The 18,930-nt window shown below is 48.7% G+C and carries 16 protein-coding genes and 3 pseudogenes; 1 reads left to right on the forward strand and 18 read right to left on the reverse strand.

Annotated elements, in window-relative coordinates; genetic code table 11:
* Positions 1–66: 66 nt before the first annotated feature.
* The 11 genes and pseudogenes from J0B03_RS03765 to J0B03_RS03815 form a co-directional block, all read right to left on the reverse strand.
* Positions 67–1,664 (reverse strand): annotated as a pseudogene (locus tag J0B03_RS03765) (mannitol dehydrogenase family protein).
* Positions 1,661–2,740: a mannonate dehydratase gene (gene uxuA, locus J0B03_RS03770; protein WP_207300534.1), complete on the reverse strand. Its 1,080-nt coding sequence runs from the start codon at positions 2,738–2,740 to the stop codon at positions 1,661–1,663. The pseudogene J0B03_RS03765 and the gene uxuA overlap by 4 nt, the downstream one beginning before the upstream one ends.
* Before the next feature lie 60 nt (positions 2,741–2,800).
* Positions 2,801–3,823: a zinc-binding alcohol dehydrogenase family protein gene (locus J0B03_RS03775; RefSeq protein WP_207300535.1), complete on the reverse strand. Its 1,023-nt coding sequence runs from the start codon at positions 3,821–3,823 to the stop codon at positions 2,801–2,803.
* 62 nt (positions 3,824–3,885) lie between these two features.
* Positions 3,886–5,159, reverse strand: a pseudogene (locus tag J0B03_RS03780) (TRAP transporter large permease).
* Positions 5,156–5,641, reverse strand: coding sequence for a TRAP transporter small permease (locus J0B03_RS03785; protein WP_207300536.1), 486 nt, complete (start codon positions 5,639–5,641; stop codon positions 5,156–5,158). Before J0B03_RS03785 ends, J0B03_RS03780 begins: the two are co-directional and overlap by 4 nt.
* 157 nt (positions 5,642–5,798) lie before the next feature.
* On the reverse strand, positions 5,799–6,842 hold the full coding sequence (locus J0B03_RS03790; protein WP_207300537.1) for a TRAP transporter substrate-binding protein: 1,044 nt from the start codon (positions 6,840–6,842) through the stop codon (positions 5,799–5,801).
* A gap of 246 nt (positions 6,843–7,088) precedes the next feature.
* Complete coding sequence (locus J0B03_RS03795) at positions 7,089–7,799, reverse strand: GntR family transcriptional regulator (RefSeq protein WP_207300538.1); 711 nt, start codon at positions 7,797–7,799, stop codon at positions 7,089–7,091.
* A gap of 104 nt (positions 7,800–7,903) precedes the next feature.
* Positions 7,904–8,271: pseudogene (locus tag J0B03_RS03800) on the reverse strand (DUF1667 domain-containing protein).
* A complete protein-coding gene (locus J0B03_RS03805; protein WP_207300539.1) occupies positions 8,268–9,506 on the reverse strand; it encodes an NAD(P)/FAD-dependent oxidoreductase in 1,239 nt (412 codons plus the stop codon). Before J0B03_RS03805 ends, J0B03_RS03800 begins: the two are co-directional and overlap by 4 nt.
* 1 nt (position 9,507) lies before the next feature.
* Positions 9,508–10,953 carry an NAD(P)/FAD-dependent oxidoreductase gene (locus J0B03_RS03810; protein ID WP_374058614.1) on the reverse strand — a complete coding sequence of 482 codons (1,446 nt, stop codon included), beginning with the start codon at positions 10,951–10,953 and terminating at the stop codon, positions 9,508–9,510.
* Between the two features lie 167 nt (positions 10,954–11,120).
* The gene (locus J0B03_RS03815) at positions 11,121–11,801 is read right to left on the reverse strand and encodes a FadR/GntR family transcriptional regulator (RefSeq protein WP_207300540.1); all 681 of its coding nucleotides are present in this window, start codon (positions 11,799–11,801) and stop codon (positions 11,121–11,123) included.
* Positions 11,802–11,959: 158 nt separating this feature from the next.
* On the opposite strand from J0B03_RS03815, the gene J0B03_RS03820 reads away from it, so the two are divergent.
* The gene (locus tag J0B03_RS03820; RefSeq protein ID WP_207300541.1) at positions 11,960–12,937 is read left to right on the forward strand and encodes a sensor domain-containing diguanylate cyclase; all 978 of its coding nucleotides are present in this window, start codon (positions 11,960–11,962) and stop codon (positions 12,935–12,937) included.
* Positions 12,938–13,005: 68 nt separating this feature from the next.
* On the opposite strand, the gene J0B03_RS03825 is transcribed toward J0B03_RS03820, so the two are convergent.
* From J0B03_RS03825 to J0B03_RS03855, 7 genes are all read right to left on the reverse strand, one after another.
* Positions 13,006–13,536, reverse strand: coding sequence for a GNAT family N-acetyltransferase (locus tag J0B03_RS03825; RefSeq protein WP_207300542.1), 531 nt, complete (start codon positions 13,534–13,536; stop codon positions 13,006–13,008).
* A gap of 50 nt (positions 13,537–13,586) precedes the next feature.
* Complete coding sequence (locus J0B03_RS03830) at positions 13,587–13,856, reverse strand: hypothetical protein (RefSeq protein ID WP_207300543.1); 270 nt, start codon at positions 13,854–13,856, stop codon at positions 13,587–13,589.
* A 49-nt stretch (positions 13,857–13,905) separates the two neighbouring features.
* Positions 13,906–14,826, reverse strand: a complete 921-nt coding sequence (locus J0B03_RS03835) for an AEC family transporter (RefSeq protein ID WP_207300544.1) — start codon at positions 14,824–14,826, stop codon at positions 13,906–13,908.
* A gap of 26 nt (positions 14,827–14,852) precedes the next feature.
* Positions 14,853–15,845 (reverse strand): LacI family DNA-binding transcriptional regulator, encoded by a 993-nt coding sequence (locus J0B03_RS03840; protein ID WP_207300545.1) that lies wholly within the window; start codon positions 15,843–15,845, stop codon positions 14,853–14,855.
* 153 nt (positions 15,846–15,998) lie between these two features.
* On the reverse strand, positions 15,999–17,288 hold the full coding sequence (locus J0B03_RS03845) for a TRAP transporter large permease (protein ID WP_207300546.1): 1,290 nt from the start codon (positions 17,286–17,288) through the stop codon (positions 15,999–16,001).
* The gene (locus J0B03_RS03850) at positions 17,285–17,767 is read right to left on the reverse strand and encodes a TRAP transporter small permease (RefSeq protein ID WP_207300547.1); all 483 of its coding nucleotides are present in this window, start codon (positions 17,765–17,767) and stop codon (positions 17,285–17,287) included. Before J0B03_RS03850 ends, J0B03_RS03845 begins: the two co-directional genes overlap by 4 nt.
* Positions 17,768–17,860: 93 nt before the next feature.
* On the reverse strand, positions 17,861–18,904 hold the full coding sequence (locus J0B03_RS03855) for a TRAP transporter substrate-binding protein (protein WP_207300548.1): 1,044 nt from the start codon (positions 18,902–18,904) through the stop codon (positions 17,861–17,863).
* Positions 18,905–18,930: the final 26 nt, after the last annotated feature.

An 18,930-nucleotide genomic window follows, 5' to 3' on the forward strand; every position in this document is an offset into this window, starting at 1 on the left:
GTCAACGGTATTGTAATGGGGACGGTGACTTTTTTGTAAAAAAGTCACCGTCCCCATTTAATTCTTCTATAAGTAAGCTTTCAACGTCTCTCGGACGGCGCCTTCTTTTTTGATCATTTGGAGGAACATTTCCTCCACCTTGCTTCCAAGGCCAACCTCATAGAGGTCCACCCCGAAAATTTCTTCATTTTTCAGGATCTCCGACAAATCAGCAGTAGTGTCTCCCAACTTCACCGGTTCCAGGATCGGTTTCAAAACATCCAGCATGGGATCGGAAGACAAAATCATTTCCTGTCCCTGGTCGTCCACGCCCATCAGGTATCGAAGCCAGGCCGCAAGGGCCAAGGGATCCCTACCAAAGTAGACGGATCTAGCTTGGGATCTTCCTCGTAGGACTTGATGGTTTCTCCAAAACGGATGGCCACCTTTTGAGAGGTATCCGTCGCGATCCGCTGGGGCGTATCCGGAATGAATGGGTTGACGAATCGCTCCCCCACCACTTCGTCGATGAATTGCTTCGGGTCGATGATGCCGGGATCGATCACGACAGGCAGTCCCTCGTCGTATCCGATCTTCATCACCAGCTTCTTCAACTCTTCGTCTTTCATCTCATCAGCGATCAAAGTATGACCAAGAAGACATCCCGTCACTGCCAATGCCGTATGCAAGGGGTTCAGGCAAGTAGTCACTTTCATGGTTTCCACCTTGTTCACCGTCTCCCGGTCTCCAAAGAGGATGCCGGCTTTTTCCAAAGGGGGTCGCCCGTTGGGGAACAGGTCCTCAATGACCAAATATTCGCTGACCTCTGCATTGACAAAAGGAGCGGTGTAGGTGTTCTTCTCCGTAACGATGACGCCCATGTCCTCCAAACCGGTCGCTTCCAATGCTTCCTGTACCTTTTCAGAAGGTCGGGGGGTGATCTTGTCGATCATGGACAGAGGAAAGGATACTTTGGAAACATCTCCAAGGTACTCTAAAAATTCCGGTTTCACGATCTCTTTGCCTGCCCAAACTTTTGCGATCTCCGTTACTGCTGCCTTGATCTTGTCTCCGTTGTGGGAACAATTATCCATACTCACAACGGCCAAAGGCAATTCTCCTGCCAAAAATCGTTGATACAACAAGGCGGTCAACACGCTCATGGCGTGAAGGGGCGCTTGTGGACCCGCTTCCAGGTCCGCCTGAACGGCGCCCAGGTAATCGCCCATATGGTCCTTGATGGCGTATCCTTTTTCCGTGATGGTAAAACTTGCCATCTGCAGGGACGGATCGGTGAAATAACCCACCAGCTTGTCGAAATCTCCATTGTCCACCCGGGAAGTGAGAGCCTTCACGATGCTTCCCACCACCGCCTTATCCAGAGTGCCGTCCGCTTTCATGATCACGGACAAGGTTAGATTGTCATAGGCGTCAAAAACCCGCTCCACGATCTCAAAATCGAAGGTCTCCACAGCGATGATCCCTGTATCCGCCGCCCCTTGGTTCAACAGCATTTGATGGGCACGGGCCGGGAAGATCCGAAAGATGTTTCCTGCGCCAAAGTGGATCCAACCTGGATGTTCCAGGGTCTTTTCCGTTACCTTGTCCAGGTCGAACTCAGGGAGTGCAATACCTTGGTCCAACCAGGCTTGTTTATCCTTCAAAGCTTTTCGTTCCAGTTTCATTTTGCAGCCCTTTCCTTCTCCAGGGTATCCCAAATACCCCACATGTACATGATGCCCAGAGCCCGGTCATAGAGTCCGTAACCGGGACGACAGGTTTTTTCTTCGCCCCACAGGTGACGACCATGGTCCGGTCGCACGTATCCTTTAAAATCCATTTCATGGTATGCTTTCACCACTTCCACCACATCCACGTTGCCGTCTTGCGCCCGATGGCTGACTTCGATAAAGTCTCCATTTTCGTAGACCCGAACGTTTCGGATGTGTGCAAAGTGGATCCGGTCCCCAAATTCTCGTACGATGGACGGAATCTCGCTGGCTTGTCCCGGTCCCAAAGAGCCGGTGCATAAGGTCAGACCATTGTAGGGGCTGTCCACCAGACCCAGGAATTTTTTAATGTGATCCCGGCTTCGAATAACTCTAGGAAGTCCGAAAATCGGCCACGGTGGATCATCGGGATGGATGGCCATTTTCACGTCCACCTCTTCGCAGACAGGAATGATCCGCTCCAGAAAATACTTCAGGTTTTCGAAAAGCTTGTCTTCGTCGATGTCCTTGTATTTTTCAAAAAGCTCTTCCAACTTGTTCAATCGTTCCGGTTCCCATCCGGGCATGGTCTTGTCTCCCGCCCCTTCCAGGATCCGATCTGCGATCTCCTTCGGGTTGATCCCCTCTACCAGCGCCTTTTCATAGAAGAGGGCGTTGCTTCCGTCTTCCAGTTCCTTGTAGAGGTCCGTTCGGGTCCAGTCGAATACGGGCATAAAGTTGTAGCAGATCACTTTGACCCCTTCTTTTGCCAGTTTTCGGATCGTGTCGATGTAGATATCGATGTATTTGTCCCGGTTTTCGTTGCCCAGTTTGATGTCGTCATGGATGTTGACACTTTCCACCACGTCTCCGTTGAATCCTTTGGAACGTATGTGGTCCATGGTTTCCTTGATCCGCTCTTCTTCCCAAACTTCTCCGGCCACTTTATCGTGAAGGGACCATACGATGCCCGTCACACCGGGAATTTGTCGAATGTGGTCCAGGGTGATGTCGTCGTTGTTGATGCCGTACCATCTCCATGTCATTTGCATGATGTATTCCTCCTCTTCCTTGTATTTCACGATGAATCTTATAGCAGATCCTGCTTGTTTCTAAAAGGTCAGAATGACCTTGTTTTTCTTGATGGACTTGTCTTCAATAACGGCCATGGCTTTTTCCACTTCCGTAAATGGGAAACTTTGGGTCACCAGTGCTCTTGGATTCAATACACCCTTGTTGAACAGATCGATGACTTCCGGGAATTTGGAGGTCTGAAGTCTGGAACCAACGATGGTCAGTTCTTTTTTGGTGATCAGCACTTGTGGGATTTGAGAAGGCTCCACGTTGAAGCCCAACACGACCACACGACCTGCGGGAGAAGTCATTTCCACCGCCTGCTCGAAAGTTCGAAGGGTACAGGCAGAATCAATGGTCACATTGGGTCCGCTTCCACCCGTCAGTTCCAGGGCTTTTTCCACCACGTCCACTTCCAGGGGATTGATCACATGATCGGCTCCCATGGCTTTTGCGTCTTCCAGACGCTCGTTGTCGATGTCAGAGACGATACAGGTGGCTCCCTTGTACTTGGAATATTGGAGGATCCCCATGCCGATGGGTCCGGCGCCCATGATCAGGACCGTCTCTCCGGCTGTGACATTCCCTCTCCAGGTGCTTTGTGCCGCAATGGTGAAGGGTTCCACCATGGTTGCCAATTCCCAGTCTACATCGTTTCCGATGACGTGGACCTTGCTTACCGGCAATACCACGTATTCCTGCATGCCGCCGTCCCGATGAACGCCCAGCACTTCCAGGTTTTCACAGACATTGGGTCGTCCGCTTTTGCAGGCATAGCATTCCCCGCAATAGAAGATGGGCTCTGCCACGACTTTGTTTCCAACGGATACTTTTGTCACATCACTTCCCACTTCCACGATCTCGCCGGCAAACTCATGGCCGATGATTCGGGGATAGGACGCCATGGGATTGGTGCCATGGAAAATGTGAACATCAGAACCGCAGATGCCGGCCACTTTCACCCGCATCAATACCTCGTCCGGATTTTGTATTGTGGGCATGTCCACTTCAACGATTTGGATCTTTTTCGGTTCGGTTACTTGCACCGCTTTGATTTTCATCGATACGCTCCTTTTGCAAATTTATTTATTTGTGGTTCTTATTTATCAAGCGAACTGACTTCTTAATTGATCAGACTTGGCAGGAACATGCTGATGGCCGGTACGAAACTGACCAGCATCAATACGGCCAGACTGACCAGAAGGAAGGGAATGACGGCTTTGGACAACTTGACCAAACTGACGTCGGCGATCCCCCCTGCAACAAAGAGACAAACTCCTACAGGTGGTGTGGTCAATCCAATGACCAGGTTCAATACGGCCATGACCCCAAATTGGATGGGATCCATGCCCACGCTCACTGCCACCGGCAACAATACCGGGAACAGAATGATGAGTGCTGCAATGGTCTCCATGAAAGTACCCACAAAGAGCAACAAAACATTCAACAACAAGATAACGATGATGGGATTGGTGGAGATGGACAAGATCCCATTTGCGATCATTTGGGGGATCTGCTCACTGGCCAGGATCCAGGCAAACAAGTTGGCAAAACCAACCAAAATCATGATGGCAGCCGACATTTTGATGGAGTCGATGACGGCTCCCGGGATCTGCTTCCATTTCAGGTCCTTGTAGACAAACAATCCGACGATGACGGCATATACAACAGCCATGATGGATGCTTCCGTGGGAGTAAAGACACCGCTGAGGATCCCTACCAGGATCAACGCGGTCAAGCCGATGGCCCAGATGGCATCTTTAAAAGTACGAAGAATATATCCGATGGTCTGTCGCTCGCCTTTTGGATGGTTACGCTTCTTACTGATGATGTAGGATACGATCATCATGGACAGGCCCAGCAAAATCCCCGGCAGTGCTCCTGCCAAAAACAGTTTTCCAACGGAGATCCCGGTCAATGTTCCGGCGATGATCATGGGCAGACTGGGAGGGATGATGGGACCTACCGTAGAAGAGGATGCCGTTACAGCAGCTGAAAAGTCTGCTTCGTATCCTTCCTCTTTCATGGCCGGGATCAGCATGGCGCCAATGCTGGCCGTATCCGCCAAAGCGGTACCGGAGATCCCGGCGAAGAGCATGGACGCACCGATGTTGGCCAGGGACAATCCCCCCGGATATGACCCAGTATGGCATTGGCAAAATCGATGATCCGTCGGGTGATCCCTCCAGTGTTCATCAAATTACCGGCCAGAATGAATCCGGGTATGCTGACCAATGTGAAAGAATCCAGTCCCGCATACATCTTTTGGGCCATGATGGTCAATGGGATGTCTTCCAGCAGCAAATAGATCAACGAGGATGCTCCCAGTGAAAAGGCAACAGGCAGGCCGAAAAAGATCAATATAATAAATGAAACAAACAGAATGAGTGCGGTCAAGCTTCTTCACCTCGTTTCTTAAGATCCTGCAAATAATGAAACAGATTGATGATGGCGTAGATCAAAATAAAAAAGCTTGCTACAGAAATGGTGCCATGGGCGATGGACATGGGAAACCCAAGTGTCGGAGACAATTGGAACTGTCCTATTTTTACAAAAGTATAGGATTCTTTCAATACAATGGCAAACAATCCGATGGTCATAATGTGGATAATGATTTCAAAAACGTCCTTTGCCTTTCGGGAAAGCATGTTCAAAACGATGTCCACGTTGACGTATTCTTCATGCTTCATGGCCAAGGGTGCACCAAAAGCCACGGCGACTTTAAAAAGAAACCGGGATCCTTCCTCCGTCCAGACCAGGGTCACACTAGGGATCAAAAAACGAGTGATAACCTGCAGCATGACGGTGACGATCAGCGCACCAAAAGACAACAGTGCTCCGGCTCTTAAAAACTTTTCTAAATAATCATTATTTTTCATGATGTTGCAATATAATCTTTACTATTTCGCAAAGATTTATCGCCTTCCTCCTTTCGCTGTACAATATATGTGCATGTCATTGGCCAAACATGCCTTGTGTGAAATAGGATAGGATACCTCTCGGCGAGGTATCCTATGGATAGTCTTTTATGTCGGTCTATTTACCAGCTTCTACGATTCGGTTGTAAATATCAAGTTGTGCTTCGTCCAGGAATTCTTGTACCGCAGGTGCCATGGCCTCTTGGAATGCTGCCTTGTCTACGTCTGAGTTGATCTTCATTCCTCGATCTTGGAGTTCTTGCTTGTATCGAGCAATCTCTTCTTCCAGGAGTCCGTCTCCAAATTCTTGTGCTTCTGCTGCAGCTTCACGAACGGCAGCTTTGTTGGCTTCCGTCAACTCGTTGAACTGAGCTTCTCCAACCAATACGTAGATCCAACCATAAACGTGTTCTGTTTCGTTGACGTATTCTTGTACTTCGTTGAAGTTTGCAGAGTGGATCAAGTCGTAAGGATTTTCTTGCCCATGGATGACGTTTTGCTGCAGTGCGGTAAACACTTCGCTAAAAGCCATTACTTGGGGGCTGGCTCCAGCTGCTTTCCATGCTTCTACAAACAATGGAACGTTGGGAACCCGCATTTTGAATCCTGCCAAGTCTGCCGGAGTGCTGATGGGCTTGTTGGAAGTCAGGTTTCTAGGTGCACGTACATGATAGTACAGTGGGACCAAACCAACTTTTTCCGTGATCTCGTCTTCGATCTCACGACCGATGTCTCCTTCAACAACGCTTCTCATGTGAGCTTCGCCGTTGAATGCATATGGTACGGCCATCATGGCTGCGGTGGGTGCCCAGTTTTGCATGGACTCACCGGAAATGACCATGTCGGCTGCGCCGGACTGGATCATATTGATGGTGTCGATCTCATTACCCAAAGACTCGTTGGGGTATACGGTAACGGTGATCTGTCCGTCGGTCTTCTCGCTGACCAGCTCGGCAAATTTCAACGCCGTTACGTTCCAGATGTGGGTGTCGTTGCCCAAGTGACCAAGTTTCCACTCGATGCTTTGTACTTCTTCTCCGCCACCTTCATTGCCTCCGTCGGTGTTGTCTTCTCCGTCCGTGTCTCCACCGCCACAACCGATGAATACGGTCAAGGACAGCATGAGTACCAACAATAGTGCCAATAATCTTGTTTTCTTCATTTCCTACTTCCCTCCTAATTCTTTTGAATTGCGTTTTTTGTTGAAGGCTTTGCCTATCAACAACACCATACTACCATACTAGTATGTCTGTGTCAACGTTCTTGTAAAACGTATTCATAAGTTTTTTACCCGCGACTCTTCGCGTAAATCTTATAATATCATCTTTTTATACAATTATTTTTCATTATAAAAAAGCAGGCTGTGGGTTTCCACTGGCCCACTTTTGACTTTTCGAATTCTGCAACACTATTGAATCTTTTCCTCGTTTTCCTTGAAGTATCCCGGATATTTCTTTTGCAATTCCAGTTGATCCGCCAATATTTTCACCACGTGCTCCCCAACGATCTCTTCTGCCTTCTTCAAATCCTTGGTCACGATGGCTTCATAAATGGCCACATGCTGCTCGTATACTGTTTCCAGTGAATGGTAGAGTTCGAAGCTCAACAGCCGCACTCTTTTGTACTGGGTGTTCACCTGTTCGATGACTTCCCAGCTGCGGCATTTGTTGGTTGCGGCGAAGATCAATTTGTGGAAAGCCTCGTCTTCTTCCAAAAACGCTTCGTATTCTTTATTGTCGATGTATTTCTTCTGAAGTTTCAGGCTGCTTTCGATGGCTTTGGCATACTCCTTGGAGATCCCCTTTTTTACGGCCAACCCCATGACCGCCTTTTCCAAGCTGCCCCGAATGAATCGAGCTTCCTCCACCTGGTCCAGATCGATCTTGGAAATGTAGGTTCCCCGCTGGGGCAATACATAGACCACCCCTTCTTTGGACAGCTTGATGAACGCTTCCCGAACCGGGGTCCTGCTCAATTCCAGCATATCGGCAATTTCTTTTTCGCTGATCCGGTCTCCCGGTTTTATGTTCAGATTGATGATGTTCTTTTTGATCGTGTCGTAAACATATTCCCCTACCGATTGATTATTTTCTTTTTTAATTTTTTCCAAAACCACCATGGTCGTTCCTCCATTTCAGCGTTGTGACAAAAATCACAAACGTTCTAGGGAAATACTACCATACTAGTTTCTCGTCGTCAATGAACTTGTGGTACGGGTCCATCCTATTGTTGGATCCGGTCCACTTCCTTGGTGCAGATCACGTCTGCTCCCAGTCCCAGGATATCCTGGATCAAGACCTCCCCAGCACGAAGAGGAGCCGTGCAGGTCAAGGCCTTTATCGCTTCCATGACGTCGAAGATCCGGTCTTTGGGGATGGGGGCAGTCAGACGTACACTGGCCAGGGGGAGTTCCCCCCTTTCACCAAAACGGAAGTGGCGATGTTTCGTTGGGGATCGTTGATCTCCTGATCCGCAAATTTGTCTCCCCTGGGGCACTTGCCTCCCTCTACGGAAAAGATCTCTTTCCCGGAATATTCCACCTTCAATTTGCACCCGTTGGGACACAAAATGCAAGTCATTCGTTTCATCATCGGACATACACCTCCATAGGTTGATCGCTTTTGATTTTTTCAGGATCCAGAAGAATCTGGATCATCTCCGCCGGAAGGGCTTCCTCCAGTTCCAACCGGGCCAGTTCTTTCTCCCCTTGCCGGACAACAACAGCTATGTTCTCGGCCGGGCGTTGTACCCGCATGGACAACAAAGGTTCTTGATCATCTCCGATCTGTTGGGGAAGGACGTAGGTGATGCCTTCTCCTGCCAACACCGGAATACAGGACTCTTTCGAAGTGGCTCCTTTCAGATGATCCACCACTCCTTTTGCCAAACGCTCCGCTTCCATGGAAACATAGTCCACCAAGTCGTGGACGTGAAGCACATTGCCGGCGGCAAAGATCCCCGGTGTGGAAGTCTGGTAGGATGCATCCACCCTGGGCCCGTTGGTCCTGGAATCCAGTTCCACTTTGGCCATCTTGGAAAGTTCATTTTCCGGGATCAACCCTACGGATAGGACCAGGGTGTCGCAGGGAATATAAGTCTCTTTTCCCGGAATGGGGTTTCGTTCTTGATCCACCTGGGAGATGGTCACCCCTTCCACCCTACGCCCGCCATGGATCTTGGTCACCGTGTGGGAAAGATGGAGGGGGATGCCAAAATCGTTGAGACACTGTTCCACATTGCGCTCCAGTCCGCTGGGATATGGAAGGATCTCATAGACCCCTTCCACTTTCGCCCCTTCCAGAGTCAGTCGTCTGGCCATAATAAGCCCAATGTCGCCGGAACCAAGGATGACGACCTTTTTGCCCACCATGGTATTGTATAAATTGATGTAGGACTGGGCCACGCCTGCCGTATAGACTCCCCCGGGACGCTCCCCGGGGATCTGCAGGGCTCCCCGGGTCCGCTCCCGGCATCCCATGGACAAGACGACGGCATCGGCCTGCCAGGTCAACAGTCCTTTCTTGGAAGCCGCCCGTACGATCCGGTCTTCCGTCAATTCGATGACAGTAGTTTCCGTTATATAGGAAATGTTTCGTTTTTCCACTTCGTCGATGAAGCGCCTGGCGTATTCCGGCCCGCTCAAGGACTCCTTGAATCGAGTAAGACCGAACCCGTCGTGGATGCACTGGCGAAGGATCCCTCCCAAGTGCTTTTCCCGTTCTACAATGAGAAGGTCCTTGACGCCCAGATCATGAAGGGCAACGGCTGCCGCCAGGCCTGCCGGCCCGCCGCCGATAATGACGACTTGCTTTTTCTCCGTATTCATCTTATCGCACCCTCCCTGAAAACAATTCCGATTCCTCCCTGGCATAAAGCACCTGGGTGACGTCCAATCCTTTTTCTTCCTGAAGCAGCTGGGCGATCCGCATCTGGCAATAACCACCCTGGCACCGGCCCATCATGGAACGGGTCCGATATTTCATGCCGATCATGGTTTCCACACCCAGAGGGTTGTGGATGGCATCCAACACCTCCGCTTTGGTCACGGACTCGCATCGGCAGATGATCTCACCATAATCTGGATTTTCCCGGATCAATTCGGCCTGCTCTTCCGGTGTTGCTTCTGCAAACCGTTGGATCCTTTTTCTCGTGGGATCAAAGTTGGAGTTCATTTCCGGTTTTTCCCGTTCCACCAACAACTGTACCGCCCGTCTTGCCACCGGCAGTGCCGCAGTAAGACCTGGGGATTCGATGCCGATCAAGTTGACTGTGTTTGGAACATCTTCCCGCGCTTCGATGACGAAATCCTTCATGGGCCCTTCCCGGTCCAGCCAGGTGGGCTGGATGCCGGCATAGTTGCGGATGAAATCCTTCCGATGGATGTGGGGCCATAAGGTGGAGGCATCCTCCACCAAATAATCCATGTTGTGCTGTTCCACGCCATAATTTGCCAAATCCGTCACCCGATCTGCGTCCGGCCCTACGGTGACATTTCCTTCCACCGTCGGCGTCACGTGGATGCCCATATATGTGGTGGATGGCACTGGATAGACGGGCATGGGGAGCAGGTCTCCAACGGCTTTGTCCAGGACGATGTAATGACCCCGGGTCCCACCCATTTTATAGCCGGTGATCCCCAGCATTTCCGATATTTTTACGGCACCCAGGCCGGCTGCATTGATCACCCATTTGGTCCGGAAATCTTCTTTTGATGTTTCCACCTTGTAGGTTCCGTCCTCTTCCCTGTGGATCCCCGTCACTTCCCGCATCAAATGATAGCGAGCGCCATTTTTCACGGCATTTTCCGCCAACCCGATGGTGTATTGAAAGGGATCAAGAATACCACTCATGGGAGATAGCAGGGCAAAGGATCCTTCCACCGCCGGTACCAGTTCTTTTAGTCTCTTTTCGTCGATGATCTCCAACCCGACGGCACCGTTGATCTTTCCGATCCGCAGGGTCTCCTTTAAACTTTCCATGTCTTCCGGTGTGTTTCCCACCAATACTTTCCCCGTTCTTATGAAGGGTACATCTAGCTCCCGGGCCACCTCGTCGAATTCCATGCAGCCTTCCACGCAGAGGGCAGCCTTGTTGGTACCGATCTCGTAAGCAAATCCGCCATGGAGCACTGCCGAATTTCGGGCGCTCATCTCCAGGCAGACATCGGGATTTTTCTCCAGCACGCCGATCTTTAGTTGATAACGGGACAGCTCCCTGGCTATGGCGCTGCCCACCACGCCGCCTCCGATGACCAGTACGTCATATTTTTTCAAAATATTTCCTCCTCCATGATCTAAATCAAGTTTCTTTTATTGATCTCTCATTATTCATCCTATGTTTGTATCCATTTTATCATCACAAAAACGCTTTTTCAAGCATTTCAAACGATTAATTCCATTATTCATCCTATGTATTATGGATTTATAAAAAAAACCGTCTTTTAGACGGTTGGATCTTCCTGTTCGAAACGTCGCATGTTGTAGAGCAGATGATACCGCATGGCCTGTTCCGCCTCCACCGCTTTCCGATTTTTCACAGCATCCAAGATCTTTCGATGGGTCTCCATGGTCTGCTCATACTCCTGGGCAGAGACGGTAGCGGAGAAAACACGTACCCCTTGATGGATGACCGGGATCAGGTTTTTCATGACCAGATTCTTTGTGGATTCCGCCAACTTCCCGTGAAAGGCCCGATCTTTTTCGGAAAAATCCTTTTCGGCATAGATCAACTCTTCGATCTCACCACATAAACGGTCCAGTTGCACCAGGTCTTCCTCTGTGGCATTTTGGGCTGCCAGGGCGGCAATGGCCGGCTCCACGATGAGTCGAACCTGCATCAGATCCAACACCAGCTTTCGCCGGTCTTCCATAAAGGAAAAACCCAGAGGATCCTCCACCAGACCCGGCTGGTCCGATACAAAAGTGCCGGAACCCTGCTTGATCCGAAGGATGTTGCGGGAAGCCAAAATACGGACCCCTTCCCGGACCGTATTTCGGCCCACACCCAACCGCTTGGACAAGTCGTACTCGTTGGGCAACCGGTCCCCTTCTCCCAATTGTTGTTCCTGTATGTATGATAATAGATCCTGGGCCGCTTTCTCGGCCAACGTCTTGTTTTTCATTGCGCCCTCCAATTCATCCCATCATTTCTTTCATTATTGCAGATGCAAGCGGTTTCGTAAATGGGGACGGTGACTTTTTTGCAAAAAAGTCACCGTCCCCATCAACCGTTGATGTATACTGAAGATATTGCAAACAAACGAAATAAGTGGGGTAAACAATGGATTACAGCAACTATACAAAAGAGGAATTGATCCAATGGATCGAAGAACTGCAGATGTTAAATCGTGAACTGTTGACTCAAAAAGAGCAGGAAGACAAGCTGGACTTTGCCTGGACGGGAAACCTGGGACACTGGTATCTGAATTTCAAAACGGGAAACATCGTTTTTAATCCACTGAAAGCCTCCGCATTGGGCTATTCCATGGATGAGTTGCCGGAGAGGATCGGCTATGATTTCTTCACCGACAAACTCTATCCAGACGATTATCTTCCCACTATGAAAGCCATGAAGGACCATATGGATGGCAAGATCCCTGTCTATGAATGCGAATACCGAATCTATACCAAGGACGGTTCCGTGAAATGGTTCTTCGATCGTGGAAAAGTGACACAGCGGGATGAGGATGGAAAAGCATTGTTTGCCGCAGGCATCGTTTTCGACATTACGGATCAAAAGAACAAGGAAGAAAAATTGCGGGTGGAGAACGAGTTGCTGGAAGTGGAAAGCAACACGGATCCTTTGACAGAAATTAGAAACCGGGGCGCCATCATGGAAGAATTGGACAATCAGATGAAAACTTCCTTGTTCTCCAAAGAGAAACTCCATATTGCCATTTTTGACATCGATCACTTTAAGGAGATCAACGATACCAAAGGCCATGTTTTTGGAGATACTGTATTAAAAGAAGTGGCAAAGATCCTTTCCGGCAGCATCCGGGGTTTGGATTCTGTAGGCCGTTATGGAGGAGAGGAATTCCTGGTGATCCTTCCAAACACCAGCAAAGAAGGCGCAGAACACGCGGGCGAGCGAATCCGTTCCCGCATCGAAGAACACGTATTTGGTGAAGGGGTCAAGGTAACGATCAGTGGCGGGATCGCACAATATCAGATGGACAGCGCAGAATCGTTTATCAATCGAGCGGACAAAAAATTGTATGAAGCCAAAAAATCCGGGCGAAACCAAGTGATGGGATGATCTTTGATGGGGACGGTGACTTTTTTGCAAAAAAGTCACCGTCCCCATTTTCACATTTTCAACCCTATTCAAAGCTCCACACACCAGATCAAATGATCTGCGCCTTCCCCCCAATGGTCTTTCATGACATAGTCCGGTTCGCCGTATCGTCTGGTCCAGATCTTCTTTGAAATCGGATATCCACTGTCCAACACATAATGAGACATGCCCTGGTCTTTCAACATCTTTTCCATTTCCAGGATCATTCGATCCGCCAGTCCCTTCTTTTGGTGATCCGGGTGGACGAATACAGTACCTACCTCCAACCAACCGGCACATCGTCCCTTTGATCCTTCGATGATGGAATCGTTGGCAGGGCCTATGGCGATGCATCCAATGAGATCTCCGTCCAGTTTTGCCAATAGAAATCGTCGGCTCTTTTCGGGTTCAAGAACCGACTCCATAAAAAACGCTTCTTTTTCTTCGATCTCTTCCTTCAGATCGTCCTGCATGTCCCAAATATCATTGTCACGAAAGGTGTGGGTCAACACTTCAGAAAAGAAGGCAAACATCGATTCCTTGTCGTCTATCGTGCCATCCATGATCCGGATGTCTTTCATTCTGCACTCACTCCTTGTAGTGATTCTTTCTTTTTCCCATTTTCAATTCTTCAACCCACATCCATGTTTATCAAGAGCACATGATCCGGGCAACGGGTCGTCCCCAGCATGGTCTGATATATTTCTTCATAATGGCGGAGCCAATCATCCAGACCCGTCTTTATATGAGTGGGATCATCCACCAGATTCAACAAGATCAGTTTCGCATCGATCCCCTGTTTTCTCAGTTCCACCAGAAAACTCAAACGATTCACCAGGGTCTGCATCCAAAACTTGCTCCCCTTTTTCCCTCGTCCGATGCTGGTATTCGATGTCGTCATTTTCCTTCCTCCTACAGCTATCCATTGCAATTGTCCATTCTATACTTCCCTACATGATAGACAATACCGCCACCACCCAGATGACGAAATAGCTGAATATAATGGTTATGCTGTTCACCGTCCCGATGAAACTAACGTCGTAGCCCAGCTGCACGGAATAAGGCAGGGTGGTCATGCTCACCGGCAACAAAAATACGATCAGCAGCAATGGTGAAAGAATGGGATGGATCGGCAACAACAGATACATCAAAATTCCAAAAGCCCCTCCCAGTACATATCTGCTCAACAGAATGTTTCGTAGGATCCGCAAAGTATCCTTGTCAAAACTGGGCTTGATGCTCATCCCCAGAAGCAGGAAGGCAACAGGTGTATTGGCACTCCCCAGGGTCCCCACTACTTCCATGATCAGGTTTGGAAGCTTCCCACCAACCAGGTTGAAGAGGAGGGCGATGTTGTAGGTCATGAAAGGAACGGAGTGGATCAAACTGCTGAAGAGAACCTTGATGCTCATTTTCGTCGGTTCTCCCGTATAGAATTTGCTGAAAAAATAGCTGGATCCAAAAATGATATAGGCGTTGCCCATATCAAACATAATGACGTACACCAGTGCGGGGATCCCCCATATGGCCTCCACCAGTGGAAATGCAAACAATCCCACGTTGAAACCAGGCAGGGTCATGGCATAAAGCCCCCGTTCCGACCGCTCCTTGTTTCGTCCGATGAACCAGGAAACCACGGTCATAAATGCACCGAACCCGAATCCAAAGATCAGCATAATCAAGACGGAGCTGTCCAGATCGTTTTGCAGAGACCGAATGATCAGCGCCGGCAAGGTGATGTTGAACAAAATTTTGGACAGGGTCCCCTTGTCCTCTTCTTTCAAAAGTCCTATTCTTCCCGCCACAAACCCAATGACTATGATAAGCAAAGACACTAAAAAATGCTGGTTCAGCGAAGCGATGTCGATCATCCTTTCTGTCGTTTTCTATCTATACTTTACAGGGAAGATTCCTTGATCTTGAAGGTGGGTTCCAAGTGATAGACCGGTTCCACCGTCTCTCCGTTCAACATGGAATGGAGCGCTTTGGAGCAATACTCCCCGGTATCGTGGGTCCTGTTGTCAATGGTGGTGATGGTGGGAGTGGAGATGTCCGAATAAATGGAATCGTTGAATCCTATGATACTAATATCCTCCGGGATCTTCAACCCCAGGCTGTAGCAGGCCTTGATCCCGCCTACCGCCAAAATGTCCTCCGAATAGATGATAGCGGTGATCTCCGGTTTTTCCCGCAGCAACTTTTCCGTTTCTTCCTTGCTGACATAGTACCTGGTATGGATATCCAAGATGTTCTTTTCGTTCCACAAAAGATCGTTCTTTTGGATCCCATCCAGAAATCCCTGCTGCTTGTTGTTGGCGCTGACGGTGCAGTTGTCATTTATGAAAGCCAGATTCCGATGCCCTTTTCCCACCAGATGGTCCACCACCTGAGATACCGCTTTTCGTTCCTCCAGCAACACGCCGCAGACATTGTCCAGAGGCAAATATCCGTTGGCGATGACCACCGGTTTGTCGTTGAAATATTTCTTGATGCTTTTTTGCGCATTGTCGTTTTGGAACCGGGATCCGATGAGCACCAACCCTTCCACATTTCTGCTGGCCATGACCCGCAAGTATTCATCCTGCATGCTGTCATCCCACCCGCAAGCGGCTATGATACTGGCATATCCCAGTTTGGCAAAAGATTCTTCGATGTAAAAAGCTGTATCCGTGTGGTGAGAATTTCGCACGTCGATCAACAAGATCCCGATGATCTTGTTTTTATTGCTGGCCAGTCCCTTGGCACAGCTGTTGGGAAAATAAGCGTACTCGTCCAAAATCTTTAAAATTCTTTCCCGGGTCTCTTCCTTCACTCCAGGCTTGCTGTTGATGACCCTGGATATGGTCGTGTGAGATACACCGGCTATTTTCGCAATGTCATAAATATTCATTTGAAATCATCCTTTGTTTTTCTCCGTTTGGCACGATTTTTGTATTCCCGATCATACTTAAACATTATACATTATTAAACTACATATGACTACCAATCCATTGGTAGTCACATGTTTGTTTGTTCTATTCTCTTACGAAAATGAATTATTATGCTAGAAGTAACTGGGGCTGATGATCTTTGGAATGGCGATGACCATGTCCGGCAGCAATGCAACCGCGATCAGAACAACCACACCAATAATGAAATAGGGCAATACTCCATGAAAGGATCTTTCCACATCGATATTGGCAATGGAACCTGCTATCAAAAGGCACAATCCGTAAGGCGGCGTGACCAGTCCTAAGGCCAAAGTCATGACCACTACCAATCCCAGGTGAGCCGGATCGATGCCCAGGGCCAATGCACCAGGAAGGATGACCGGTACAAACAGGATCATGGCCGGCACTGCATCCATAAAGGTTCCTACAAAGAGGAAGAATGCCACTACCACCAGCATGAAGACGGGTGCGCCTCCCGGGATCCCTGCAAAGAACTCTGCCGCTTGGGTGGATATGTTGTAATATCCCAACAACTCCCCTAATGCATTGGCGGTAGCCAGTGCAAACAGGGACAAGGAACTCAGTTTCAAGGTTTCCTTCATGATCTCCGGAAGATCCCTGGGTTTGATGGTCTTGTATACGAACATCCCGATGAAAAGAGCATATACGCAGGCAAAGGCTGCCGCCTCCGTTGCCGTATAGGCTCCGGTGACGATCCCTCCGATAATGATGACCGGTGTCATCAATGCAGGAAAGCTCTTCATGAACAACTTGGCTGTATCCAACAGAGACACTTTCTCATATCGGGGAAAATTTCGTTTTCTGCTGATGAAAAATACCACCACCATCATGGCCAAACCCAATACGATCCCGGGCAGGATCCCTACGAGAAACAACTTGCCTGTAGATACGTTGGCGATGCCGGCAAAAACGACCATGGTGATGCTTGGTGGAATAATGCTTCCCAGAGTGGACGAAGCGGCGGTTACCCCGACTGCCGTTCCATCGTCATATCCGCTTTCCTGCATTTTCGGGATCAATACTTTTCCCACTCCTGCCGTATCGGCTTGGGAAGATCCGCTGACACCGGCAAAAATCATGGATACGATGATGTTTGCATGGGCCAGTCCTCCCCGCCGGTGACCAACCAGGGCATTGGAAAAATCAATGAGCTGCCTGGATATATTACCGTGGTTCATCAGGTTGGCGGCCAGTATAAACAAGGGCACTGCCAATAATACAAAGGAACCGAGACCGGTGAAAAGTTTCATAAAGACCACGATCCCGCCAAGGTTGGGGATCAGAAGGATCCCCAAAAAAGCGATGACACCGATCACGTAAGAAATGGGCACCCCTATGGCTATAAACAATACGAACAATGTAACTAGCACGATCTGGGTCATTGGGCTACCCCCTTTCGAATGCGTTTAATGGCGATGACGATACGATTAAGGGTATAAAAGGTTGTCGTCCCACCCAGAATGGGCAGACACAACCAGGTATAACCCATTTTCATCATGGGAAGATCGATCCAACGATAATTCCAAAACTTTTGGGTGATAATGACGCCAAAATACAAAATAGAGACGGTGAAGCTCAGTACGATCAAAGAAATGATCATTTCGACGATTTCTTTTTTCTTTGGAGTGAGCTTGTCTTTCAACGACTCAAAAGCAAAATGCTTGTTTTCATAGGTCATGGCACCTGCACCCAGAAACACCGCCCAGGTGAAAGAATATGTGGAAACCTCTCCGGTCCATGTTGCAGAGAACCCCAGATACCTGGAGGCCACTTGAATCAGGATCGTAATAAAAAATATGCTGATGAATAGCGTTCCCAAAACTATTTCAACATGTTGGATTTTTTTTGCAATTTTATCCATACCATTTTTCCTTTCCATACACAAGGCTTGTGTTAAATACTTAAGGCTATGGGATCATAGCCTTAAGTTTGATTCCTTTATTTCCTTGTCAACTTATTTTCTTGTCAGCTCCAGAAGATCTTCCATTCCGTTTTCTTGGGCATATTCATCTTGGATCGGAAGAGCCAGCGCCTTGAATTTCGCTAGGTCTACTTCGTTGATCTCTCCACCTTCTTCAAGGATCTTTGCTTTGGATTCGTCCAGCATTCGGTAAGTAACTGCTCTTTCCTCGGCTACAGAAGCTTCTGCCGCTTCCAGGATCCAACCTTGTTGCTCTTCTGTAAATGTATCAAATGTATGACCATTCATCAACAACAATCGAGTGGTATAATCGTGATTTGTCAAAGAAGTGTATTTTCCGTTTGGAGTTGTGTGGTGACTTTGCAGCATCATGTTGGTATGATCGTTTTCTGCTGCGTCAGCAGTTCCTGTGTTCAATGCTTGATACAATTCCGCCCAACCAACGCTGATGGGGTTTGCTCCTGCTTTTTTCCAGAACTCTTGTTGTACAGGAGATCCCTGCAAACGAATGTTCAATCCTGCAGCATCTTCCGGTACGACGATGGGCTTTTTGCCATAGTAGTTACGTACGCCGGAAGAATAGTATCCTACAACTTTGAAGTCGTTGTTGGTTTTTTCCGTGATCAGGTCTTTCATAGTGTCGCCAAATTCTCCGTCAATGGTGGTTTCCCAATGCTCAAAGCTGTCAAACAGATACAGCAGGGACAAAAGGTCGAATTCCGGTACGCCGGTTCCAGACATGAATCCCGGAGATGCAACCACCACGTCAACGGTATCCGTTGTCAATTTCATGGCCAATTCGCTTTCGTTGGTTCCCAAGGTTCCCGGGAATACTTCCGCTACCATGGTGCCACCGGACAAACGCTCCAACTCTTCCGCAAATTTGTTCAGGCCAAATTGGTAAGGGTTGTCCAAAGATGTCTGGTTGTGGGCTAGTCGAAGGGTGATCACTTCTGCGGAATCTCCGCCGTTGTCTCCATCAGATCCTTGGTCTCCGCCGTCGTTGGAATCTTGTCCACAAGCGACAAGGCCGAATACCATCATTACTACGATCAATACTGCAAATAATTTTTTCATTTTCCCTCTCCTTATAAAAATTTTAT

The organism is Alkalibacter rhizosphaerae (assembly GCF_017352215.1).
Classification (GTDB): Bacteria; Bacillota; Clostridia; order Eubacteriales; family Alkalibacteraceae; genus Alkalibacter; species Alkalibacter rhizosphaerae.